This window comes from Kineococcus rugosus (genome assembly GCF_050871975.1).
Lineage (GTDB): Bacteria > Actinomycetota > Actinomycetes > Actinomycetales > Kineococcaceae > Kineococcus.
Map to the genome: position 1 here is coordinate 1 of NZ_JBJLSJ010000038.1, position 23,072 is coordinate 23,072.

The window sequence follows — 23,072 nt, forward strand, 5'->3', positions numbered from 1 at the left end:
CCGCGACGAATCACAGGAAACAGACCAGCCGGTGTAGATCATTTCACTTCATAGTTGACCTTGGACTCCAAACCCTGTCCCGAGCTGGCAAGCCAGAACAGGGGTAGATCCCAAAGGAACCCCGACCGCCACCCGTACATGAGCGACGGCCATTGGGGGTTAATGCATTGGCATCAACATTTATGGCACACTGTTGAGTTCTCAAGAACCGGACGCACGACTGTCGGCCACTTCCGTGGCTTCTCGTCTGCGGACTTCGTCCACCTTACCGGACCTCCAGGCCCGGTCAGGACGCTCCTTGTTCATCGGCTGGCCCCGCACGCTCTTGAGCGTTCGCGGCGACCGATCTCGATCGGAGCTCCCCACCACCACGGAGACCGGCCGGCTTCCCGTCCGTTCCTCCCCGCTGGGGTGTGACAACTACGTTAACTGCGGGCCAGCAGCGGGTCAAATCCGCTCGTCAGGTCGTCCACCTCGACGGGGACCGGGGCATCGGCCAGCGCCTCGACGCGTGCGGCCAGGCCCTGCAGGGCCCGGCGCAGGAGGCTGCGCCCAGCGTGCTCGGCGACCGTCCGCCCCGCCAGCAGCGCTCCGTCGGCCGCGTCGTCGTGCGGCAGGGTCACCACGTCCTCGATCCCGGCCGACCGCCGGAGCACCGACGTGGTGCGCCGCACGGCCGGTGATCCCAGCGACGAGGTGCGCACCCGGTTCACGACCGGGACGAGGAGCGCGTCGGGCACGAGGTCGGCCAGGCGCAGCCAGGTGCGCGACAGCCTCTGCAGCCCGACCGGGTCCCCGGCCCCCACCACCACGAGCACGTCGGCGGAGTCGAGCACCGTCTGCAGGGCCGCGTCCCGGCCCGACTCCTCGGGCAGGTCGTCGCACCCGCCGGCGAGGTCCACGACCGTCCAGTCGTGGGCCAGGGCGCCGACCTCGAGCACCCGCCGCAGCGCCACGGGCCGCAGCTCGCTCCAACGGGACGGCTCCGAGGCACCGGACAGGACGGACAGCCCGGTGGCCGGGGTCGCCGCCCTGGCCCGCAGAGCCGCGACGTCCAGCCTCCCGTCGGCCGCGGCCCGCACGCACGCCAGCAGCGACGGGGCGTCGTCCAGCAGGCCCAGCGCCTGGGCCACCGAGGCGCCACGGGTGTCGGCGTCCACCAGCAGCACCGTCTGACCGGTGGCGGCGAGCTCCGCGGCGACGTTGACGGCGACGGTCGTCCGGCCGCACGAACCGTGCGGCCCCCACACCGCGACCACCCGCCCCGGGGCGCCGGTCGCCGGCTCGGCCGGGGCCTCCTGCGCGGGGGCCGGCTCCCCGTCCGCGACCACGGTCAGCGCGACCTCGCGGGCGATCCGGGTCGGGTCCTGGTCCTGCACCGCGAAGCGGCCGACGCCCAGGCCGCGCCAGCGCCGCTCGGCCTGCTCGCCCTCCGGCCCGGTGGGCAGCAGGACCAGCACCCCCACGCCGTGGCGCCGCAGGGCGGCCACGACCTCCGTGTCGCAGCCGGGCAGGTCGGCGCCCACCACCACCGCGCGGGCCAGCCCCGCCGCGGCGGCGGCCAGGACGTCGGCCACGTCCGCGCAGCGACGCACCACCACCAGCTCGCGGCGCAGCCCCTCCCAGCCGGCCAGCAGGCGCGCCTCCCCCGGCCCGGGGATGGCGACCAGGACGGGCAGCGTCACGAGCGCGTCCCCGCGGCCGCGCTGCCGGGCACCGGCACCAGGACGAGGTCGTCCTCGGCCGAGACCGCCTGCAGGACCGCCGGCAGGGCGCCCTGGGGGACCACGACCTGCACGTCGGCGCCGCCGCGGGCGCTCAGGGCCCCGCCGCCGTCGACGACGGCGGACACCTCGGCCGCTTCGACGAGCCGCTCCGGTGCGGACGGCCCGTCCGCACCGCCCGGGTCGGCCGGGTCCGGGGCCGGGACGACCCACACGTCCACCAGCGCGCCCACCGCGACGCCCGGGGGCACCGCCCCGGCCACCGGCACGGTCACCGGACGGGCCGTGAGGTCGTCGGCACCCCCGACCGAGGTCCGGGGCAGCAGCTCGCCCGCCGCCAGGCCCCGCAGGGCCACGAGGCCACCCGGCGCCGTGCCCGCGCTGACGTAGGTGGCCGCGGTCGCCTCGTCCAGGTGCACCTCGGCGACGGTGAGGTCGGCCGCGGTGAGGGTCTGCCCCGCCCCGACCGGCCGGCTCAGCGCCCACACCCCGACGGTGTCGCGCGCCTGCTCCACGACCCGGGCCCCGGCGACCACGCCGGCCAGCACCAGGACCACCCCGACCAGGAACCGGGGGTCGCGCCACGACGGGGCGCTGACCCGGCGCGTCGCCGCCCCGCCGTCCGCCACGTCGCGCCCCCGCACCGGCCGCACCGCTGTCCGCACCCGTCCCGCTCCCCCACCCCGTCCGAGCCGGCCGTCCTCGACCGACGACCCATGGTGCGGGTCGCGCCGCGGGGCCGGCCGGGGTTGTCCACAGGCCACCCGATCGGGTCAGCGGCGACCGGCCGGCCGCGTGGCAAGATGCGGGCACGGTCGGGTCCCGCACCCGGCAGTGACCCTCCCAGTGCCCAGGAGCCCCCGTGCCTGCCCGATTCCTCCCCCTCGCGGACGTCGCCGAGACGCTGGCGATCTCCTCGGCGCAGGCCTACGCGCTGGTCCGGACGGGTGAGCTGCGGGCGATCAAGGTCGGCGGCCGGGGGCAGTGGCGGGTCGAGGAGTCCGAGCTGGAGGACTACATCCAGCGCATGTACGCCCAGACCCGCGAGATGGTCCACGCCGGCGAGGACCCGCTCACCGACTGAGGTTCACCCCCGTTCGAGCACCGCCAGCACGGCGCCGAAGGGGATCGTCCGCGCGCCGGCCCCGTCCTCGACGTCGAGGTGGTCGGCGCAGACCCGGCGGATCGTGCCCGGGACCGCACCCGCCGTGGTGCGCACCGTCACCCGCTCCCGCGCTCCCGCCAGCGCCCGCACCGCCATGAGGAACGTCCGGCGCGCCGCGACCGGCCCGGCCGGGGCGGCGCTGTGCGCCGGCACGCCCCGCAGGAGCGCCACCGCGTGGGTGGGGACGAGGACCTGGCGACCGTCGCGCTCGCCCACCAGCGACCAGCCCGGACCGGCCCCCAGCACGGCGCCGGTGACCGCCCACCCGTCGTGCAGGACCCAGGTGACCTCCGCGGTCGCGGCCCGCAGGCGGTCCGCCAGGGCGACCGTGGCCTCCTCGCGGGCGGTGCGGTCGGCCACCTCGGCGGCGAGGTCCTCCCGGCGCCCGTGCTCGGCCTGCGCCTCCAGGTCCTCGAAGAGGTCGTCCCACCGCACGGACCCACGCTACGAGTGATCCGCCGTGACCGTCGGTCAGGCGGTGCCTTCCGAACGGGGCATAGATGGGCGATTCGCTGGTCCTGCGCACAGGCTCTGGGTAGACATGCGACACCAAACAGCATCAAACAGCACCCAATGACACCCGGAAGGCTCAACGTGCACCTACCGCACTGGATCGCCCCGCAGGTCACCGTGCGGACGCCGGCGGACGTGGTCGTCGGCGTGTGCACCGTCGCCGGGGCGCTCGTCGTCCTGTGGCTGGCGCTCAGCGTGCTCGTCGCCCTGGTCGACGAGGTGCGGGTCCGCCGCTCGCCGCGACGCGCGGTGCGCCTGACCCCCGGGGTTCCGGTCGTCGTCCGCCGGCTGGTGGCCCTGGTCGTCGGCGTCCTGGTCGGCTCCAGCGCGCTGTCCGCCGTCGCCGCCGAGCGCGGGGCCGCCGTCCACCCGCCCGAGGCCGGGTGGGCCCTGAGCGCACCCGTCGAACCCGGCTGGGCGCCCACGCCCGGGCTCGCCGCGGCCCCCGCGGCACCCGCACCGGTCGCCGGCGCGCCGCGCCCGACCGCCGCCGGTGCCGAACTGGTCGTCCACCGCGGCGACAGCCTGTGGTCGCTGGCCCGGCTCCGGTGCGGCCCCGGAGCCGACCGGGCCGAGGTGCTCGCCGAGCAGCAGCGCCTCTACGCCGCGAACGCCGAGGTCATCGGCGAGGACCCCGACGTCCTGCGGCCCGGCCAGGTCCTGCGCCTGCCCTGATCCCCCCGAGAACCCCAGACCCACCCGAACGCCGAGGAGCCCCGCACGTGTCCAGCACCACCCGCCTCCCGCTCTACCTCGACGACGAGGACGCCCACGGCCCCGAGGGCCCGGTGCTGACGCACCTGAGCCCCGACCAGGGCGTGCTGGCGCTCGACCTCGTCGACGCGCGGCTGCGGCCCCCGGCGGAGCTGCCCGAGGTCACCGGCTGGACCCGCCGCTACCTGGTGACGCTGCTGGAGGTCCTCACCGGCCTGCGGCCCACGCAGCAGCTGCTGCGCTGGTCCACCCCCGACATCTACGCCGGGGTGCAGCGCCGCGCCGCCCTCCAGGCGCGCCTGCGGACCGCCCGCACCGGCACGCCCGTGCGCGCGGCCCGCGTCACGACCCTGCGGGTCTCCTTCCCCGGCGAGGGGGTCGCCGAGGTCGGCGCCGTCCTGCGGGACACCGACCGGGTGCGGGCCGCCGCGCTGCGCGTCGAGCGCTGCACCGACCGCTCCGGGCAGCGCTGGCGGGTCACCGCCCTGGAGCTGGGCTGAGGGTCAGTCAGGGCGCTGCTGGCGGTCCGCGGCGCGGCGCTGGGCCCGGTTGCCCGTGGCGGCCTCGGTCGCCTGGGCGTCACCGGAGTGCACCTCGACGTCGCCCTCGGCCGTCGGCGCGGAGTACTGCAGCTGCTGGCGGACCGGCGGGGCGCCGAACCCCGGGGTCGGCGGGGCCACCCCGGCCTGGGCGGCGGGCTGCACCTGCAGGGAGAACAGGTACCCGACCGACTCCTCCTTGATGGCGTCGGTCATCGCGCCGAACAGCTGGTACCCCTCGCGCTGGTACTCCACGAGCGGGTCGCGCTGGGCCATGGCCCGCAGCCCGATGCCCTCCTGCAGGTAGTCCATCTCGTACAGGTGCTCGCGCCACTTGCGGTCCAGCACCGACAGCACCACGCGGCGCTCGAGGTCGCGGACGACGCCCTCGCCGAGCTCCTGCTCACGGGCGTCGTAGCAGGCCTGCGCGTCCGCGCGCATCTCCTCCAGCAACCGGTCGACGGTCAGGTTGCCGCGGCCACCGGCGGCCTCGACGACCTCCTCGGGCGTGACCGAGACCGGGTAGAGGCTGCGCAGCGCCGTGAACAGCTCCTCGAGGTCCCAGTCCTCCCCGAAGCCGCGCGCGGTGGCCTCCGAGACGTAGGCCGTCACGACGTCGTCGATGAAGTGGCGGATCTGCACGTGCAGGTCCTCGCCCTCGAGGACCTTGCGCCGCTCGGCGTAGATCACCTCGCGCTGGCGGTTCAGGACGTCGTCGTACTTCAGGACGTTCTTGCGGATCTCGAAGTTGCGCCCCTCGACCTGGCCCTGGGCGCTCTGGATGGCCCGCGAGACCATCTTCGACTCGATCGGCACGTCCTCGGGGATGCCCGTGCGGGTCAGGAACGTCTCGACCAGCGCCGCGTTGAACAGCCGCATCAGGTCGTCGGTCAGCGACAGGTAGAAGCGGGACTCCCCCGGGTCGCCCTGACGGCCCGACCGGCCGCGCAGCTGGTTGTCGATGCGGCGCGACTCGTGGCGCTCGGTGCCCAGGACGTACAGGCCGCCGAGGTCGCGGACCTCGTCGTGCTCAGCCTTCACGGAGGCGTTGGCCTGCTCCAGGACCTCGGGCCAGGCGGCCTCGTACGCCTCCGGCGCCTCGTCGGGGTCCAGGCCCTTGTCCCTCATGGCCTGCACGGCGAGGAACTCGGCGTTGCCGCCCAGGATGATGTCGGTCCCGCGGCCGGCCATGTTCGTCGCCACGGTGACGGCGCCCTTGCGGCCGGCCATGGCGACGATGGAGGCCTCGCGCTCGTGCTGCTTGGCGTTGAGGACGGTGTGCTCGACCCCGGCCTTGGTCAGCAGGCCCGACAGGTACTCGCTCTTCTCCACGCTCGTGGTGCCCACCAGGACCGGCTGCCCCGTCGCGTGCTTCTCGGCGATGTCCTCCACCACGGCGGCGAACTTGGCCTGCTCGTTCTTGTAGACCAGGTCGGGCTGGTCGATGCGCACGGCCGGCCTGTTGGTGGGGATGGGGACGACGCCCAGCTTGTACGTCTGGTGGAACTCGGCGGCCTCGGTCATGGCCGTGCCGGTCATCCCCGAGAGCTTGTCGTACATGCGGAAGAAGTTCTGCAGGGTGATGGTCGCCAGCGTCTGGTTCTCGTTCTGGATCGGCACCCCCTCCTTGGCCTCGATGGCCTGGTGCATGCCCTCGTTGTACCGGCGGCCGGCCAGGATGCGGCCGGTGTGCTCGTCGACGATGAGCACCTCGTTGTTCGGGGACACGACGTAGTCCTTGTCCCGCTTGAACAGCTCCTTGGCCTTCACGGCGTTGTTGAGGAACCCGATGAGCGGGGTGTTCACGCTCTCGTAGAGGTTCTCGATGCCGAGCAGGTCCTCGACCTTCTCGATCCCGGCCTCGAGGATGCCGACGGTGCGCTTCTTCTCGTCGACCTCGTAGTCGACGTCGACCGTCAGGCGGCGGACGATCTTGGCGAACTCGCTGTACCACTTGGTCGCCTGGTCGGCCGGCCCGGAGATGATCAGCGGCGTGCGGGCCTCGTCGATGAGGATCGAGTCGACCTCGTCGACGATGGCGAAGTGGTGGCCGCGCTGGACCATCTCCGCGGTGCTCCACGCCATGTTGTCGCGCAGGTAGTCGAAGCCGAACTCGTTGTTCGTGCCGTACGTGATGTCGGCCGCGTAGGCCTCGCGCCGCTCGTCGGGGCGCATCCGCGACAGGATGCAGGAGCTGGTCAGGCCCAGGAAGCGGTAGACGCGCCCCATGAGGTCGGACTGGTACTCGGCGAGGAAGTCGTTGACCGTGATGACGTGGACGCCCTTGCCGGTCAGGGCGTTGAGGTACGCCGGCAGCGTCGCGACGAGGGTCTTGCCCTCCCCGGTGCGCATCTCGGCGATGTTGCCCTGGTGCAGGGCGGCGCCGCCCATGAGCTGCACGTCGAAGTGCCGCTGCCCCAGCGTGCGGCGGGCGGCCTCGCGGACCACCGCGAAGGCCTCCGGCAGCAGGTCGTCGAGGGTCTCACCGCCGGCCAGCCGCTCCTTGAAGCGGTCCGTCTCACCGCGCAGCTCCGCGTCGCTCATCCCCTCGAAGTCGGGTTCGAGGGCGTTGACCTGCTCCGCGATGCGGTGCAGACGCTTGACCACGCGGCCCTCACCGGCGCGGAGGACCTTTTCGACGATCGCTGGCACCCCTTCACTCTAGCGGCGCAACGCCTGGTGACGGTGACAGCACGGACCGCAGCGGTGGCTCAGCGCGAGCGGTCGAGCATCGCCCGCAGGTCGTGGGGACGCAGACCGCTGATCGGCACCGGGACCGGCCCCGTCGCCGGGACGGCGGGCCCGCCGGCCACCGCCCCCGCGCGCGGCACCTCCACCGGGCCGAACTCGCGGGCGAACAGCGCGGCCGGGTCCAGCGCGTCCGGCTCCCCCGGCTCCTGCGCCTCCCCGAGCTCCGCGAGCTCCACCAGGTCCGCGAGCGCCGGCCCGGCCGCGGCCCGCTCCACCGGCCCCAGCTCCGTCAGCTCCGAGCCCAGCTCCGCGACCGACCGGGGCGCGCCCAGCAGGACGCCCTGCGCGACCGCGCACCCCGCCTCGGTCAGCAGCAGCGCCTGCTCGGTGCGCTCCACGCCCTCGGCCACCACCCCCAGGTCCAGCGCGGCGCCCAGCTCGCACAGCGTCCGGACCGCCGCCAGGGCGTCCGCGCCGTCGGCGCCGTCGATCTCGGCGACGAGGGTCCGGTCCAGCTTCACCCCGTCGACCGGCAGCTGGCGCAACGGCGCCAGGGAGTGGTTCACCAGCACCCCGCCGTGGCCCGGGTCCAGCGTCGCGAAGTCGTCCAGCAGGATGCGGGCGCCGGTCGCGCGCAGCTTCTTCAGCCGCGCGGCCAGCAGGTCCGGGTCCTCCCCCAGCAGGTCCGCCGGCACGTCCAGCACCAGGGCCGTCGGGTCCAGCCCCGCGCCCGTCAGGGCCGCGCGGACGTCGTCGGCGGCGCCGCGGGTCATGACGTGCGCCGCCGACAGGTTCACCGTCACCGACAGGTCCGGCACCTGCTCGCGCCAGGCCACGGCCTGCGCGCACGCCGTCCGCAGCACCCAGCGCCACAGCTCCTCCACCGCCGGGGACCGCTCCGCGCCGGCGAGGAACGCGCCCGGCTCCAGCAGCCCCCGCGTGCGGTGCCGCCACCGCAGCAGGGCCTCGGCCCCCACCACGGCGCCGTCGGCCAGCCGCACGATCGGCTGGTAGGCCAGCTCGAACTCGTCGTCGTGCACCGCGCGCAGCAGGTCGTGCTCCAGCTGGCGGCGCAGCCGGTCGGCGTCGTGCACGTCGGCCTCGAAGACCACCACGCAGCTGGGCACGATCCCGGTCCCGGCCTCCGGGCCGGCGTCGTGCGCCTCGCCCTTGGCGATGTACATCGCGCTGTCGGCGCGGCGCAGCAGCTCCGCGGCCCCCACCCCGTCGGCCGCGACGGCGATGCCGATGCTGGCGCCCACCCGCACCGTCGTGCCGCCCGTCTCGAACGGCTGCGCCACGTCGGCCTGCACGCGGGCGGCGATGCGCTGCGCGGCCCGGCCCGGCTCGAGGTCGCGCACCACGAGCGCGAACTCGTCACCGCCCAGGCGCGCCGCGACGTCGTCCCCGCGCAGGCAGCGGCGCAGCCGGCGCGCCACCCGGGACAGCACCTCGTCGCCGGCGGCGTGGCCCAGGGAGTCGTTGACCTGCTTGAAGCCGTTGAGGTCGATGAACAGGACGGCCGTGCCGAGCCCGTCGGACTCGCCCACGCGCAGCGCCACCTCCAGGTGGCGCAGCAGGGTCGCCCGGTTGGGCAGGCTCGTCAGGGAGTCCGAGGAGGCGGCCTCGACGGCCCGCACCGTGTCGGCGTGGCTCAGCGCCATGCTGGCGTGCTCGGCGAAGGCGCGCAGGACCGTCGCCCCCACCGGGTCCAGCGGGCCGCTGCCCAGGGTGTCCAGGACCAGGGCCCCCACGCTGCGGCCGTTGATGTGCACCGCCGCGGCCGCCGGGGTCGCCTCGTCGCCGACCGCCACGCCGAACCCGCCGAGGGCGTGCGTCGCCGCCAGCGCCAGCTCGGGGTCCAGCGCCGGTTCCCCGACGGCGGCCACGACGCTCATCCGCATCTGCGAGCGCGGGTCGGCCAGGACGAGGGCGACCGCGCGGTGGTCCATCAGCTCCGAGGAGCTCGCGGCGATCTGCACGAGCAGCTCCGGCAGCGGGCGGCGGCTGGAGACGGCGCGCTGGAACCGCACCGATGTGGTGAGCACCTGCTCGCGCTGGCGCAGCGCCTGCTGCAGGCGACCGCGCTCGGCCGCGCCGCGGGCGCCCTGCTGGCGGTGCCACCGCTCCCGCTCGCGGCCGTGCCGGCTCAGGACGACCAGCCCCAGGGCCCGGGCGACGAGCCGGACCGCCGCCAGGGACGCCTCGGGGACCCCGGCGCCCTCGGCGCGGCCGACGACGACGTGCACGCCGGCCAGTGCCGGCACCTCCACGACCGCGGCGTGCACCCGGCCCAGGCCGGGGACGGCGAAGGACCCGCCGCCGTCGCGCACCACCCGCGCCAGCCCCCGCTCGGGCAGGAAGCGCTGCCCCAGGCCCACCCCGCCGTGGACGTGCGCGCCCTCGCAGACCACCACGACGTCGGCGTCGACGAGGTCGGCGGCCAGGGCTGCGGCCCGGCTCAGGACGTCGCGCTCGGACGTGCCCGCCGACAGCTCGGTGAGGACGTGCTCGAGCAGCTGGCTGGCGAGCCCGACCTGGTCGGGGGTGAGAGCGGCGACGTCCACAGTGGGGTGTCGGCGCCGCGGGGAACGGTGTTGAGGCGTCAGTGCGCCGTTCGGGCGACGGCACCGGCCAGGTCGGCCGCCAGGTCCCCGCGCCCGGCGACGGCCACGTCGTCCAGGTCCAGCCAGCCGGCCAGGTCGCGCAGCTCCGCGGCGAGCTCCTCGGCCGTCCCGGCGGGCGCGGACGGCTCGGCGTGCGCGGCCTCCACGCGCAGCACCCGGCCCGCCCGGTCGGCCTTGAGGTCGACGCGGCCCACGACGTCCTCGCCCAGCAGGAACGGCAGCACGTAGTAGCCGTGGACGCGCTTGTCGCGGGGCACGTAGAACTCCAGCCGGACCGTCACCCCGAAGACCTCCTCGGTGCGGGCGCGGTGCCACACCAGCGGGTCGAAGGGCGTCAGCAGCGCCCGGGCCCGGACGCGGGGGGCGCGGGCCCCGGCCCACCGGTAGGCGGGGCGGTGCGCGGCCCACCCGGCGACCCGGACCGGTTCGAGCTCCCCGGCCTCCACGAGCTCGGCGACGGCGCGCCGGGCCAGGGCGGGGGTGAGCCGGAAGTAGTCGCGCAGCGTGGGCTCGGTGGCCACGCCGGTGGCGCGGGCCGCGATCCGCACGAGGTCGCGGACGGCGTCCTCGGGGGCCGGGACGGGCAGGTCGCGGACGGCGGCGGGCAGCACGCGGGAGGTGAGGTCGTAGCGCCGCTCGAACTGCGCGGTGCGGCCCGCCACGGACAGCCGGCCGGCGAAGAACAGGTGCTCGCAGGCCCGCTTCACGTCCGACCAGTTCCAGCCCCAGTGCTCCTTGGCCCGCGGCGCGGCCGGCCCCAGCGCCGCCTCCAGCTCCCGCGCGGTGCGCGGCCCGGCGCCGGCGACGTGCTCCTCGACGGCCTCCAGCAGGTCGGGGCGCTCGCGGGCGATGGACCGGATGCTGCCCCAGGCGTCGTGGTCGGCGCGCTCCATGCGCCAGCGCAGCAGCAGGTGGGTGGCGGGTGCGACGTAGCTGGCCTCGTGCGCCCAGTACTCCACCAGCCGGCGCGGGCCGCGCTGCGCGGCGCGGTCCACCAGGTCGGCCCGGTAGGGCCCGAGGCGGCTGAAGAAGGGCAGGTAGTGGCTGCGGCACAGCACGTTCACGCTGTCGATCTGCACGACGCCGAGCCGGTCCACGACGCGGCCGACGTGGGCGGCGGTGACGGTGGCCGGGCGGCGGCGGTCGAAGCCCTGGGCCGCGAGCGCCGCCCGGCGGGCCGTGCGGGCCGAGATCTCCTCGATCACGACAGCTCGACGATCTTCTCCCGGACCGCGTAGACGACGGCCTCCATCCGCGAGTGCAGCTGCAGCTTCTCCAGCAGGTTGCGGACGTGGTTCTTCACGGTGTTCTCGCTGATGCCCAGTTCCCCGGCGATCTCCCGGTTGGCCATGCCGCGGGCCAGCAGCCGCAGGACGTCGAGCTCGCGCGGGGACAGCCGCGGCGCGCCGGGCAGGCCGAGGTTGCGCTCCTCGTCGCGCCGGCGCATCGCGTTGAACTCCCCGAGCAGCAGCCCGGCCATCTTGGGGGTGATGAGCGACTGCCCGGTCATGACCGAGCGGACCGCGTCGGCGACGTCCTCGGCGGGCACGTCCTTGAGCAGGTACCCGTTGGCGCCGGCGCGCACGGCGCCGAACAGGTCGTCCTCCTCCTCGGAGGAGGTGAGCATGAGGATCTTGGTGGAGGGGGCGACGGCCTTGATCTGGGCGCAGGCGTCGATCCCGGAGCGCCGCGGCATCCACACGTCCATGAGGACGACGTCGGGCAGCAGCTCCTCGACGCGCTGCACGGCCTCGGCGCCGTCGGAGGCCTCGCCGACGACCTCGAGGTCGTCCTCGGTGGACAGGACCATCTGCAGCCCCCGGCGGAACAGCGAGTGGTCGTCGACGACCACGATCCGGATGGCCTCGCTCATGCCCGTCCCCCTGGTCGCCGTCGGCGTGCGCGTCGGTCGATCTTGGCACGAGCGGCACCGGTGCCACCGCGGAGGCCGCGGTGGCACCGGTGCGGGCGGCTCAGCGCAGCGCGGCCCCGACGGCGGCGGCCGCGAGCGCGGCGTCCGTCGTGCCCCGGTGGTCCTGCTCGGCCTCCTCGGCGGGAGCGGGCTTCACGTCGAGGTGGATGACGCCGTAGTCCCAGCCGCGGCGGCGGTACACCACGCTGGGGCTGCCGGTGGCCGCGTCGACGAACAGGTAGAAGTCGTGGCCCACGAGCTCCATCTCGTACAGCGCCTGGTCCAGGGTCATCGGGTGCGCGTCGTGCCGCTTCTCCCGGATGACGACCGGCGAGGCGTCCGCGACCGCGGCCTCGGGTGCCTCGGCGGTGGGCGGGTGGCTGCCGGCCATGACGGCCGGGGTGGGCACCGCGCCGTCGGCGGCGGCTGCGGGGTCGACCTGCTCGGCCAGCGGGCGGGCGGGGTCGAAGGCGCCGGTGAGGACCTCGTCGGACAGGCCGGCCGTCGCCTGGTGCACCGAGGTGGGCCGGTGCCGGCCGTGGTGGACCTTGCGGCGGTCGCGGGCGCGCCGCAACCGCTCGAGCAGCTTCGTGGTGGCCAGGTCGAGCGCGGCGTAGGGGTCGTCGGCGCAGGCCTCGGCGCGCACCACGGGTCCCTTGTCCCGCACGGTGATCTCGACGCGCTCGCAACTGCTGGCCTGTCGACGGTTCTTCTCGTGGGAAACCTCGACGTCGATGCGCTGGGCGCGCGGGGCGAGCTGGGTGACCTTCGCCTCCAGCTTGTCCTCGACGTGCCGGCGGAACCTCTCCTTGACGTCGGTGTGCCGTCCGGTGACCACAACTTCCACGGGATGCCTCCCTCGTTCGAGCTGGCGGCACCGGCACGTGGGGCCGGCCCGCCTCGGACCGTCACCTCGTGCCGCGAGCCACCCCCCGGGGGTGGGCGCGGTGAGCAGGCGGGCAGGGACGGCGCCGGTGAGCGCCCCGGGTGCCGGGTCCGTCCTCGGACACCGCCGGGGTGCGACCCGCCGTGACACCGTTCCTGGCTGCCATGCACCAACGCTAGACCCCCGGCGGCTCCGGCGCACAGGCGTGCGGCGCCGGGACCGGCTCCCTCACGCGATCGTCACCGTCAGCACGCCCTCCACCCGGGCCCCGCCGGCGCGCAGCGCGCGGACGGCCTCGGCGGCGGTGGCGGTGGTCGTCACGACGTCGTCGAGGACGAGGCAGGGCCGGTCGGGGGGCGGCCCGGTGAGGGTGAAGGCGCCGTGGACGTTGGCGCGGCGGCCGCGGGCGTCCAGGTCGGTCTGGTCGCGGACCCGGCGGACCAGGCGCAGGCACCGCTCGACGTCGACGTCGTGGCCGCGGCGGCGGGCGGTGGCCGCGGCGCGGGCGGCGAGGTCGGCCACGAGGTCCCCGCCGCGGGCGCGGCGGCTGGCGGCGCGGGTGGGGACGGGGACGAGCGCGACGCGGGGGGCCAGCGCGGCGAGCCGGTGGGCGAGGGCGTCGGCCAGGGCGGGGCGCGCCTCGGCGCGGCCGCGGTCCTTCACGGCGAGCAGGACCTGGCGGGCGGGGCCGTCGTGCGGGGCGCAGCCGTGCACGGGGGTGCCGTCGGGCAGGTCGGCGCGGGCCCCGGCGCGCAGCGCCCGCCGGCAGGGCGCGCAGCAGACGGCGCCGGGACGGCCGCACCCGGCGCAGTGCGCGGGCCACACCAGGTCGGCGACCGGGGACAGGGTCGCGGTCAGGGTCGCGGTGAGGGTCGCGGTGAGGGCGCGCACGGTCCCCAGCCTGCCGGGCGCGGCGCGGGCGCGGCGGCGTCGTCCACAGGGGCTCACCCGGGGTAGCTGGGGTCCCGCCCGTCCGCGACGACGATCCAGTCGGCGCCGCTGCGGGTCAGCAGCTTCCCGTCGGCGGTGCCGACGACGAGGTCGCGGTCGCTCCAGCCCCCGGCGACCGACACGGCGCCGGGGACCGGCGGCAGCGGTGCGCTGGGGCCGGAGACCTCGGCCAGCACCGGGACGGTGCTGCCGTCGGGGCGCCGGACCAGCAGCGCGAACCGGTCCTCGACCAGCCACGCCGCGTCGAGGACCTCCCCGGCGCCGGGGGCCAGGTCGGCGCTCGCCTCCCCCAGCCGCAGCGGCCGGCCCTGCCCGTCGCGCACGACGCCGTGGACGCGCACGTGCCAGCCGCCCCCGGCGTCGCGGACCACGACGAGCACCCGCGCCCCGTCGCGGGAGACGCGCAGCCCGGTGAGCGTCCCGCCGAACCCGCCGGGCGGCGGCTCGACGAGGCCGGCGGGCGTGGCGGGGGCCGCGACGGGCACCACGAGCGGCTCGCCGGTGGCGGCGGCCGCGGTCCACAGCCAGCCGAAGCGGTCGACGGCGGGCGGCAGCAGGGGCCCGCGGCCGCTGACGGCCGGTTGCAGCGGCCCCCCGGCGGTCTGCACGCGCGCGACGCGGCCCTCGTCGGTGAGCACGGCGTACGTCGCGCCGTCGGGGGCCGCGGCCGGGTGCGCGGCCCCCTCGGCGCTGCTCAGCCCCGGGCCGGTGCCGGCCACCGGGCGCAGCGCCTGCCGGTCCCAGCGCGAGAGCCCCTCCGGGCCCAGGACGACCAGCCGGGCGTCGGCGGGCACCGCCGAGCGGGGCAGGTCCGCGCCGCGGGACCCGTCGCGGGTCAGCTCGGCGCCGTCGACGGACACGGTGACCTCGGCGACCCCGGGCAGGCCGGTCAGGCTGGCGCGCAGCTGCGCCAGCAGCGTGGAGCGCTGCTCGGGACCGGCCTCCAGGGCCGTGTCGGACAGGTCGACCGTCGCGGTGCCCGCCGCCACCGGCACGGTCCCCACCCGCAGCGACGTGCCGCGGGGCGCGCCGGAGACGACCCCGGGCGCCAGCCACGGCGAGGGCCCCTCCAGCAGGGCCCGCACGATCCGGGTGGCGGTGGAGGAGTCGTAGCCGAACCAGCGGACGTCGGCGACGAGCTGCGGGGACGGCCCGGCCGTGACGAAGTGCACCGGGAAGGAGCGCACGGTCCGCGAGGCGTCCAGGCTGGTCAGGACGACCCCGTCGCCGGGGTCGGCCAGCCGCCACTGCCCGTCCTCCCGGACCAGCCGCACCTGCCGGGTCGTGGGGGGCCCCGGCGCCTGCTCCACGTAGTGCCCGGCGGCGTCGATGACGGCGGCGGTGGTGCTGGACAGGGACACCACGGCCTCGGGGCCGTCGAGGGAGACCAGGGCCAGGTCGGGCGCGGCGGTGACGATGGTCGTGGAGGCGTCCGGCCGCCAGGTCTGCGCGGCGGCCCCGGTGAGGAACTCCCGCGCGACGGCGTGGTCGTCGTCGGAGGACGCCGCGGCCAGCAGGAAGCCGCGGACGACGTCGACGGGCCCGGCCCCGCGGACCGGGCCGTCGGCGATGACCTGCAGCAGCCCCACCCGCGGGTCGGCCTCCACCCGGGACCCGGCGACGACGTCCCCGGAGCGGGGGATGCCGCCGCACCCGGCCACGGCGAGCGCCAGCACCAGGACCAGCGGCGCCGCCGCCCGGCGGCGCCTCACGCCGGGTCCCGGCGCGGGCCCGGGGGCAGCGCGGCGACCGGTTCGCGCCAGCCCACCGGGACCACCGGCAGCGGGGAGCTGCGCAGGGACCGCCCGGCGGTGCGGGGCACGGTCAGGACGAAGTGGCACCCCTGCCCCGGGTGCCCCCACACCTCCAGCCACCCGCCGTGCAGCCGGGTGTCCTCCAGGGCGATCGCCAGCCCGAGGCCGCTGCCGCCGGTGGTCCGCGCGCGGGCCGGGTCGGCGCGCCAGAACCGGTCGAACACCCGGGGCAGCTGCTGGGCCCCCAGCCCGACGCCGTGGTCGCGGACGCCGACGGCGACGGCGTGCTCGTCGCACACCACGGTGACCTCGATGGGGCGGGCCTCGCCGTGCTCGATCGCGTTGCCCACCAGGTTGCGCAGGACCCGCTCGATGCGGCGCGCGTCGACCTCGGCCGTGCACGGGCCGGACGGCTCGGACACCAGGACCTGCGAGCCGCGCCGCTCGGCCAGCGCGGAGGTGAACTCCACGACGCGGTGCACCAGGGCCCGCACGTCCTGCGGGTCCGGTTCCAGCGCCGCGGCCCCGGCGTCGAAGCGGGAGATCTCCAGCAGGTCCGACAGCAGCGTGTCGAACCGCTCCAGCTGGGTCATCAGGAGCTCGGCCGAGCGCGCCGAGGCCGGGTCGAAGCCCTCCCGCGCGTCGTGCAGGACCTCCCCGGCCATCCGGATCGTCGTCAGCGGGGTCCGCAGCTCGTGGCTGACGTCGGAGACGAAGCGGCGCTGGAGCCGGGACAGCTCCTCCAGCTGCTCGATGTGCTGCTGCATCCCGGCGGCCATCTCGTTGAACGCGCGCGCCAGCCGGGCCAGGTCGTCGCTGCCGCGCACCCGCATCCGCTCGTCGAGGTGCCCGCCGGTGAGCCGCTCGGCCGTCCCGGCGGCCTCCCGGACCGGTTCGACGACCATCCGGGCCACGACCCACGCCACCGCCCCCACCAGCAGCACCAGCGCGATGCCGCCGCCGACGAACGTGGTGCGCACCAGCGAGACCGTCTGCTGCTCGCTGGCCAGGGAGTACACGAAGTACAGCTCGTACTCCCCCGCCCGCGGCAGCGTCACCGTCGAGCCCACGACGAGGGAGGGGGCGCCGGTGGCGTCGGGCACGTCGACGATCTGCAGCTGCTGGACGTCGGAGGACACCACGGCGCGGCGCAGGGCCATCGGGACGTCGGCGGCCTGCAGGCCCTCGGAGGCGACGTCGCGCACGACGACCTGGCCGCTGGCGGCGGTGTCCGGCGCGCCGGCCGCGCGCAGCAGGACGACCCCGCGGACCCGGTCGGGCCCGGCGCCCTCCAGGGAGGACACGACGTCCCCGGCGAGCTGGTCGACCTCGGCCGGGCCGGTGGTGGTGGCGGCGTCGAACTGCTGCTGGGCGGTCTGGGCGCTGCGCGCGGCGTCGGCCAGCGCCACCTCCTGCCGCTCGGCGACGAGGCCGTCGGCGATCCCGTCCAGCAGGAACGAGCCGACGCCCACGACGACGGCCAGCCCGAGCATGGTGGTGAGGACGACGACCCGCAGCTGCAGGGAGGCGCGCCAGCGGGCGAGGACCCGGCGCATCGTCAGAGCGGCCCGGCGCGGTACCCCACCCCGCGGACCGTGACGACGATCTCGGGGTGCTCGGGGTCGCGCTCGATCTTCGAGCGCAACCGCTGGACGTGGACGTTGACCAGGCGGGTGTCGGCGGCGTGCCGGTAGCCCCACACCTGCTCCAGCAGCAGCTCGCGGGTGAACGCCTGCCACGGCTTGCGGGCCAGGGTGACCAGCAGCTCGAACTCCAGCGGCGTCAGCGGCAGCGACCGGCCGTCGCGGCGCACAGAGTGCCCGGCGACGTCGATGGTCAGGTCGCCGATGCGCAGGGTCTCCGGCGGGCGGTCCCCGGCGGTGCGCAGCCGGGCCCGGACGCGGGCGACGAGCTCCTTGGGCTTGAACGGCTTGACGACGTAGTCGTCGGCGCCGGCCTCCAGGCCCAGGACGACGTCGACGGTGTCGCTCTTGGCGGTCAGCATGACGATGGGCACGCCGGACTCGGCGCGGATCTGCCGGCACACCTCCATGCCGTCGGTGCCGGGCAGCATCAGGTCCAGCAGGACCACGTCCGGGCGGGTGGCCCGGAACGCGCCCAGCGCCTCGTCCCCGTCGGCGCAGAAGCGGGTCTCCAGACCCTCCCCCTGCAGCACGATCCCCAGCATCTCGGCGAGCGCGGTGTCGTCGTCCACCACGAGGACGCGTCCCCTCATGGGGCCATCCTGCCCCGCCGGGACCGGTCCGCGGTCACCACCACGCCGCGCGCACGCCCCTCTGGCACGATGTGGCGGCATGGGGAGCGATCAGTGGCAGCGCCCGGACGAGGGTCCGGGTGGTGGCCGGGACGGCTGGGACGCCCCCCGGCAGCCCCCGCCCACCGGCTGGGGCCAGGCCCCCGCCGGCCCGGTGGGCACCCCCGGCCCGCCGCAGCGGCCGGTGGCCCCGCGGCCCGGGATCGTGCCGCTGCGCCCGCTGGGGCTCGGGGAGATCTGGGACGGCGCGTTCCGCGCGTTCCGGCAGAACCCGAAGGTCATGGTCGGCCTGTCCGCGATCGTCGTGGTCATCACCTCGATCGCGGGGCTCGTCGCCTCCTTCGTGACGACCCGCGACCTGCTCGGCGTCATCAGCAGCTTCGAGGCCGGTGACGGCTCCGCGGACGAGCTGTTCTCCACGGTGCAGCGCTCGGTGCCGCTGCTGGTGCTGAGCGGGGTGCTGCAGCTGGTCGCGGTGCAGGCCCTCAACGGGATGCTCATCGTCAGCGTCAGCCGCGCCGTCATCGGCCGCACCGTCGGGTTCGGGGAGCTGTGGGCGCTGTGCCGGCCGCGGCTGCTGCGGCTGATCGCGCTGTCGATCGTCATCACCGTCGCCTCGGTGGCCGTGGGTGCGGTGACGCTGGCGCCGGGGATCGCGCTGGTCGCCCTCAGCGGGTCCGACCTCGTCACCGGGGTGGGGGTAGTGGCGCTGCTGCTGGGCGTCCTGGCCTGGGCCGCGGGGGGCGCGTACCTGTGGGTGAAGTGGTCGATGGCGACGCCCGCGATGCTCCTGGAGGGCCTGGGGGTGGGCGCGTCGATGAAGCGGTCGTTCGGGCTGACCCGGCGCTCGTTCTGGCGGCTGCTGGGCATCCAGCTGCTCACCGCCGTCGTCGTGTACTTCGTCGTGGCGGCCGTCTCGGTCCCGTTCGGGGCCGTGGGCGGGGTCGTCTCGGCCCTGTTCAGCGACCCCACCGGCTCGGCGGCGCTCGCCGCGCAGCAGTCGATCGCGACGCTGGGCTCGATGATCGGCAGCATCGTCGCCTACCCGTTCCTGGCGTCGGTGACGGCGCTGCTGTACGTGGACCTGCGGATGCGCCGCGAGGGGCTGGACGTGGAACTGCACCGGGCCGCGACGCGGTGACGGTCCTGCCGCCGACCGCCGCCGGCGCCGTCGCGGTGGCCGTGCCCGTCCAGCCGGACCGGGCCACCGCCCGCGGCTGGCTGGCCGAGGAGCTCGCGGGCCCGGAGTACCGGCAGCAGCAGGGGTCCTGGCTGGCGCGGGCGTGGGACTGGCTGTGGCAGCGGCTGGAGGGCGTGTCCGTGCCGGGCCTGGGGACGGGCTGGACGTCGGTCGTGGTCGTCGTCCTCCTGCTGCTGGCGCTGCTGGTCGTGGTGCACCTGGTGGCGGGCCCGTTGCGGCGCAGCGCCCGGCAGGCCCCGGCCGAGCCGGTGTTCGAGGCCGCGGCCGAGCCGTCCGCGGCGCACTTCGCGCGCGCCGACGCCGCGGCCGCCGCCGGGGACCACGGCCTGGCCGTGGCCGAGCGGTTCCGCGGCCTGGTCCGCGCGCTGGAGGAGCGGGCGCTGCTGGACCCCCGGGCGGGCCGGACGGCCTCGGAGATCGCCGCCCTGGGCGCCCGCGCCCTGCCCGACGCCGCCGACGCCCTGCACCGGGCCGCGCGCACCTTCGACGACGTGCGCTACGGCGGCCGGCCCGCCGCGGCCACCACCGACGAGGACCTGCGGGCCGTGGTGCGGCAGGTGGCCGCCGCCCGGCCCGCCGCCGCCGAACCCGCCGCCGGGCCCGCCGCCGTCGCCGCGGAGCGCGCCGGATGACGCTCGTGCGCCGCTACCGCGGGGTGCTGGCCGTCGTCGCGCTCGTGCTGGCCACCGCCGTGCTCGTCGCGCTGCTGACCCCCCGCAGCGACGAGGCCGAGTTCTCCCCCGAGTCCGTCGCCCCCGGCGGGGGCCGGGCGGTCGCGCGGGTGCTGGCCGACCGGGGCGTCGAGATCGCGCACGTGCGGTCCTGGTCGGCGGCCGCCGGCGCCGCCGGCGCCGGCTCCACGGTCCTCGTCACCCGCCCGGACCTGCTGTCGGAGGGCCGGCTGCGCGAGCTCGCGGCCTCCGGGGCGGACCTGGTGCTGCTGCGGCCCGGCGCGGCGACGCTCGAGGCCGTGACCGGCGACGTCGTCCCGGACGCGACCGTCCCCGACGGGACCGTCCCGGCCGCCGTGCGCGACCCCGGCTGCGACGACCCCGACGCCCGCGCCGCCGGGACGGCCCGCGCCGGCGGCTCCGTCTACACCGCCTCCGGGGACGCCACCGCCTGCTACGGCGGGTCCTGGGTCCGCGCCGGGCTGCCCGGCGGCACCCTCACCGTCGTGGGCCAGGCGGGGCTGCTCACCAACCGGTGGGTCGCGCAGGACGGCAACGCCGCCCTGGCGCTGCGCACCCTGGGCGCGCACCGCGACCTCGTCTGGTACCTGCCGGACCCGCTGGACACCGACTCCCCGACCGTCCCGCTGAGCGCGCTGCTGCCGCGCTGGCTGGGCCCGGCCGGAGCCGTCGTCGCGCTCGCCGCGGCCCTGGCGCTGCTGTGGCGGGGGCGGCGGCTGGGCCGGCTGGTCGCCGAGCCGCTGCCGGTCGTGGTGCGCGCCGCCGAGACCGTCGAGGGGCACGGGCGGCTGTACGCCAGCGCCCGCGCCGGTGACCGCGCCGCGCACGCCCTGCGGACCGCGACGCTGCGGCGGCTGCGCGCCGGGACGGGCCTGGACGCCCGCGCCGGGGTCGCCGACGTCGCCGACCAGGTCGCGTGGATCACCGGCCGCCCCGCGGCCGCGGTCCGCGAGCTCCTCGCCGGCGCCCCGCCCCGCGACGACCCCGCCCTCGTGGCCCTCGCCCTCGCCCTCGACGCCCTCGAACGGGACGTCCGCACCCCCTCACCCAGGAAGGTCGACCAACAGTGACCCAGAGCCCCTCGACCGAAGCCGTCGAGGACGCGCGGCAGGCCCTGCGCGCGGTCCGTCAGGAGGTCGCCAAGGCCGTCGTCGGCCAGGACGCGGCCGTCACCGGCCTCGTCATCGCCGTCCTGTGCCGCGGGCACGTCCTGCTCGAGGGCGTCCCCGGCGTGGCGAAGACGCTGCTGGTGCGCAGCCTGTCGGCCTCGCTGGCGCTGGACACCAAGCGCGTGCAGTTCACCCCCGACCTGATGCCGGGCGACGTGACGGGCTCGCTGGTGTACGACGCCCAGAGCGCCCGGTTCTCCTTCCGCGAGGGCCCCGTCTTCACGAACATCCTGCTGGCCGACGAGATCAACCGGACGCCGCCGAAGACGCAGGCGTCCCTGCTGGAGGCCATGGAGGAGAAGCAGGTCTCGGTGGAGGGCGAACCGCGCCGGCTGCCGGACCCGTTCATCGTGGCCGCCACCCAGAACCCCGTCGAGTACGAGGGCACCTACCCGCTGCCGGAGGCGCAGCTGGACCGGTTCCTGCTCAAGCTCACCCTGCCGCTGCCCCCGCGCGAGGACGAGGTCGAGGTGCTGGCCCGGCACGCCACCGGGTTCGACCCGCGTGACCTGGCCGCGGCCGGGGTGCGGGCCGTCGCGACCCCCGAGCAGCTCGCCATCGCCGCCGACGCGGTGCGCCGCGTGCAGGTCTCCCGGGAGGTCATCGGCTACGTCGTCGACGTGTGCCGCGCCACCCGCGACTCCCCCTCGCTGGCCCTGGGCGTCTCCCCGCGCGGGGCGACGTCGCTGCTGGCCGCCGCCCGCGCCTGGGCGTGGCTGTCGGGCCGCGACTACGTCTCCCCCGACGACGTGAAGTCGCTGGCCCGCCCGACCCTGCGGCACCGCGTGCAGCTGCGCCCGGAGGCCGAGCTCGACGGCGTGAGCGTCGACGCCGTCCTCGACTCGGTGCTCGGGTCCGTCCCGGTCCCCCGGTAGGACGACCCGGTGACCGTCACGGGACGCGCGGCCGGGCTGGCCCTGGCCGGGCTGGTCCTCGTCGTCGCCTGGCCCGGGTGGGCCGCGTTCTGGGTGTGGCTGGTCGTGTGCGTGCTGCTCGTCGCGCTCGACGTCGTGCTCGCCCCGTCCCCGCGCCGGCTCGCGATCACCCGGCCCCCGCTGCCGGCCGTCCGGCTCGGGGAGCCGCGCACCGCCGAGCTGCTGGTGCAGAACACCGGGGACCGGCCGCTGCGCGGGGTGCTGCGCGACGCGTGGGTCCCCTCCGCGGGCGCGCGACGGACCCGGCACCGGCTCGACGTGCCGCCCGGGGAGCGCCGCCGCTTCGAGGTCGTCCTGGTGCCGACCCGCCGCGGGGACCGGCTCGCCGACCGCGTCACCGTCCGCACCCGCGGCCCGCTGGGCCTGGCCGCGCGGCAGCGCTCTACGCCGGTGCCGGGCCGGCTGCGCGTGCTGCCGCCGTTCACCTCCCGCAAGCACCTGCCGTCGCGGCTGGCGCGGCTGCGCGAGCTCGACGGCCGCAGCGCCGTGCAGCACCGCGGCCAGGGCACCGAGTTCGACTCGCTGCGCGACTACGTCGACGGCGACGACGTGCGTTCCATCGACTGGCGGGCCAGCGCGCGCCGGCAGGCCGTCGTGGTGCGGACCTGGCGCCCGGAGCGGGACCGGCGGGTGCTGCTGGTCCTGGACTGCTCGCGCACCTCCGCGGCCCGCCTCGACGGGCCCACCCCGACCGTCCGCCTCGACGCCCAGATCGAGGCCGCGCTGCTGACCGCCGCGCTGGCCTCGCGGGCCGGGGACCGCGTGGACCTGGTGGCGCACGACCGGCGGGTGCGGGCCCGGGTGCGCGGCGGGTCCCGCGGGGACCTGCTGCCCTCGCTGGTGGAGGCCCTCGCCCCGCTGGAGCCGTCCCTGGTGGAGGCCGACTGGGACGCGGTCGCCACCGAGGTCCGCACCACCACCCGGCAGCGCTCGCTGGTGGTCCTGCTCACCGCGCTGGACTCCTCGGTCCTGGACTCCGGGCTGCTGGGGGTCCTGGAACAGCTCGCCACCCGGCACACCGTGGTCCTGGCCGCCGTCGACGACCCGGCGCTGGGCCGGCTGGCCCGGGACCGCTCCGACGCCGAGGCCGTGTACACCGCCGCCGCGGCCGAGACGGCGACCGCGACGCGGGACCGCACGGCGCGGCTGCTGTCGCGGCTGGGCGTGGAGGTCGTGCACGCCGGCCCCGACGGGCTCGCCCCGGCGCTGGCCGACCGGTACCTGGCGCTGAAGGCCGCCGGGCGGCTCTGACGGCTGTGCCCGGTTCGCCGGGGACACGAAACCCGGTGTGGCGCGGGCCGCCCGGGTGCTAGACCTGACTCCC

20 protein-coding genes are annotated in these 23,072 nt (G+C 76.5%); 8 read left to right on the top strand and 12 right to left on the bottom strand.

Going from position 1 to position 23,072, the window contains the following annotated elements; translation table 11 throughout:
- Positions 1-425 precede the first annotated feature (425 nt).
- The gene (locus ACRYM6_RS18850; RefSeq protein WP_432544423.1) at positions 426-1,685 is read right to left on the bottom strand and encodes an AAA family ATPase; all 1,260 of its coding nucleotides are present in this window, start codon (positions 1,683-1,685) and stop codon (positions 426-428) included.
- Positions 1,682-2,389, bottom strand: a complete 708-nt coding sequence (locus ACRYM6_RS18855; RefSeq protein ID WP_432544424.1) for an SAF domain-containing protein — start codon at positions 2,387-2,389, stop codon at positions 1,682-1,684. Before ACRYM6_RS18855 ends, ACRYM6_RS18850 begins: the two co-directional genes overlap by 4 nt.
- Positions 2,390-2,586: 197 nt before the next feature.
- On the opposite strand from ACRYM6_RS18855, the gene ACRYM6_RS18860 reads away from it, so the two are divergent.
- Positions 2,587-2,808 carry a helix-turn-helix domain-containing protein gene (locus tag ACRYM6_RS18860; protein ID WP_432544425.1) on the top strand — a complete coding sequence of 74 codons (222 nt, stop codon included), beginning with the start codon at positions 2,587-2,589 and terminating at the stop codon, positions 2,806-2,808.
- Between the two features lie 3 nt (positions 2,809-2,811).
- Here ACRYM6_RS18860 and ACRYM6_RS18865 read toward each other — a convergent pair whose 3' ends face one another.
- Positions 2,812-3,324, bottom strand: a complete 513-nt coding sequence (locus tag ACRYM6_RS18865; protein ID WP_432544426.1) for a hypothetical protein — start codon at positions 3,322-3,324, stop codon at positions 2,812-2,814.
- A 159-nt stretch (positions 3,325-3,483) separates the two neighbouring features.
- Between ACRYM6_RS18865 and ACRYM6_RS18870 the strand changes: the two genes are divergently transcribed.
- Both ACRYM6_RS18870 and ACRYM6_RS18875 read left to right on the top strand, forming a co-directional pair.
- Complete coding sequence (locus tag ACRYM6_RS18870; protein WP_432544427.1) at positions 3,484-4,077, top strand: LysM peptidoglycan-binding domain-containing protein; 594 nt, start codon at positions 3,484-3,486, stop codon at positions 4,075-4,077.
- 47 nt (positions 4,078-4,124) lie between these two features.
- Positions 4,125-4,616 (top strand): Rv3235 family protein, encoded by a 492-nt coding sequence (locus ACRYM6_RS18875; RefSeq protein ID WP_432544428.1) that lies wholly within the window; start codon positions 4,125-4,127, stop codon positions 4,614-4,616.
- Between the two features lie 3 nt (positions 4,617-4,619).
- On the opposite strand, the gene secA is transcribed toward ACRYM6_RS18875, so the two are convergent.
- The 9 genes from secA to mtrA form a co-directional block, all read right to left on the bottom strand.
- Entirely contained in the window at positions 4,620-7,307 is a 2,688-nt protein-coding gene (gene secA, locus ACRYM6_RS18880; RefSeq protein WP_432544429.1) for a preprotein translocase subunit SecA, read from the bottom strand.
- Between the two features lie 59 nt (positions 7,308-7,366).
- The gene (locus ACRYM6_RS18885) at positions 7,367-9,913 is read right to left on the bottom strand and encodes a putative bifunctional diguanylate cyclase/phosphodiesterase (protein ID WP_432544430.1); all 2,547 of its coding nucleotides are present in this window, start codon (positions 9,911-9,913) and stop codon (positions 7,367-7,369) included.
- A gap of 38 nt (positions 9,914-9,951) precedes the next feature.
- Entirely contained in the window at positions 9,952-11,175 is a 1,224-nt protein-coding gene (locus ACRYM6_RS18890; protein WP_432544462.1) for a winged helix-turn-helix domain-containing protein, read from the bottom strand.
- On the bottom strand, positions 11,175-11,846 hold the full coding sequence (locus ACRYM6_RS18895) for a response regulator (protein WP_432544431.1): 672 nt from the start codon (positions 11,844-11,846) through the stop codon (positions 11,175-11,177). Before ACRYM6_RS18895 ends, ACRYM6_RS18890 begins: the two co-directional genes overlap by 1 nt.
- Positions 11,847-11,946: 100 nt before the next feature.
- Positions 11,947-12,732, bottom strand: a complete 786-nt coding sequence (gene hpf / locus ACRYM6_RS18900; protein WP_432544432.1) for a ribosome hibernation-promoting factor, HPF/YfiA family — start codon at positions 12,730-12,732, stop codon at positions 11,947-11,949.
- A gap of 267 nt (positions 12,733-12,999) precedes the next feature.
- Positions 13,000-13,662 carry a ComF family protein gene (locus ACRYM6_RS18905; protein ID WP_432544433.1) on the bottom strand — a complete coding sequence of 221 codons (663 nt, stop codon included), beginning with the start codon at positions 13,660-13,662 and terminating at the stop codon, positions 13,000-13,002.
- Between the two features lie 53 nt (positions 13,663-13,715).
- Positions 13,716-15,434, bottom strand: a complete 1,719-nt coding sequence (locus ACRYM6_RS18910; protein ID WP_432544434.1) for an LpqB family beta-propeller domain-containing protein — start codon at positions 15,432-15,434, stop codon at positions 13,716-13,718.
- Entirely contained in the window at positions 15,431-17,032 is a 1,602-nt protein-coding gene (mtrB, locus tag ACRYM6_RS18915) for an MtrAB system histidine kinase MtrB (protein WP_432544435.1), read from the bottom strand. Before mtrB ends, ACRYM6_RS18910 begins: the two co-directional genes overlap by 4 nt.
- Positions 17,033-17,034: 2 nt before the next feature.
- Positions 17,035-17,712: an MtrAB system response regulator MtrA gene (gene mtrA, locus ACRYM6_RS18920; RefSeq protein WP_432514816.1), complete on the bottom strand. Its 678-nt coding sequence runs from the start codon at positions 17,710-17,712 to the stop codon at positions 17,035-17,037.
- Positions 17,713-17,791: 79 nt separating this feature from the next.
- On the opposite strand from mtrA, the gene ACRYM6_RS18925 reads away from it, so the two are divergent.
- The 5 genes from ACRYM6_RS18925 to ACRYM6_RS18945 are packed head-to-tail and all read left to right on the top strand — an operon-like array spanning position 17,792 to position 22,999.
- The gene (locus ACRYM6_RS18925; RefSeq protein WP_432544436.1) at positions 17,792-18,892 is read left to right on the top strand and encodes a glycerophosphoryl diester phosphodiesterase membrane domain-containing protein; all 1,101 of its coding nucleotides are present in this window, start codon (positions 17,792-17,794) and stop codon (positions 18,890-18,892) included.
- A complete protein-coding gene (locus ACRYM6_RS18930; RefSeq protein WP_432544437.1) occupies positions 18,889-19,584 on the top strand; it encodes a DUF4129 domain-containing protein in 696 nt (231 codons plus the stop codon). Before ACRYM6_RS18925 ends, ACRYM6_RS18930 begins: the two co-directional genes overlap by 4 nt.
- Entirely contained in the window at positions 19,581-20,714 is a 1,134-nt protein-coding gene (locus ACRYM6_RS18935; RefSeq protein WP_432544438.1) for a DUF4350 domain-containing protein, read from the top strand. Before ACRYM6_RS18930 ends, ACRYM6_RS18935 begins: the two co-directional genes overlap by 4 nt.
- A complete protein-coding gene (locus ACRYM6_RS18940; protein ID WP_432544439.1) occupies positions 20,711-21,688 on the top strand; it encodes an AAA family ATPase in 978 nt (325 codons plus the stop codon). The genes ACRYM6_RS18935 and ACRYM6_RS18940 overlap by 4 nt, the downstream gene beginning before the upstream one ends.
- Positions 21,689-21,697: 9 nt before the next feature.
- Complete coding sequence (locus tag ACRYM6_RS18945; protein WP_432544440.1) at positions 21,698-22,999, top strand: DUF58 domain-containing protein; 1,302 nt, start codon at positions 21,698-21,700, stop codon at positions 22,997-22,999.
- The last annotated feature ends 73 nt before the right edge of the window (positions 23,000-23,072 follow it).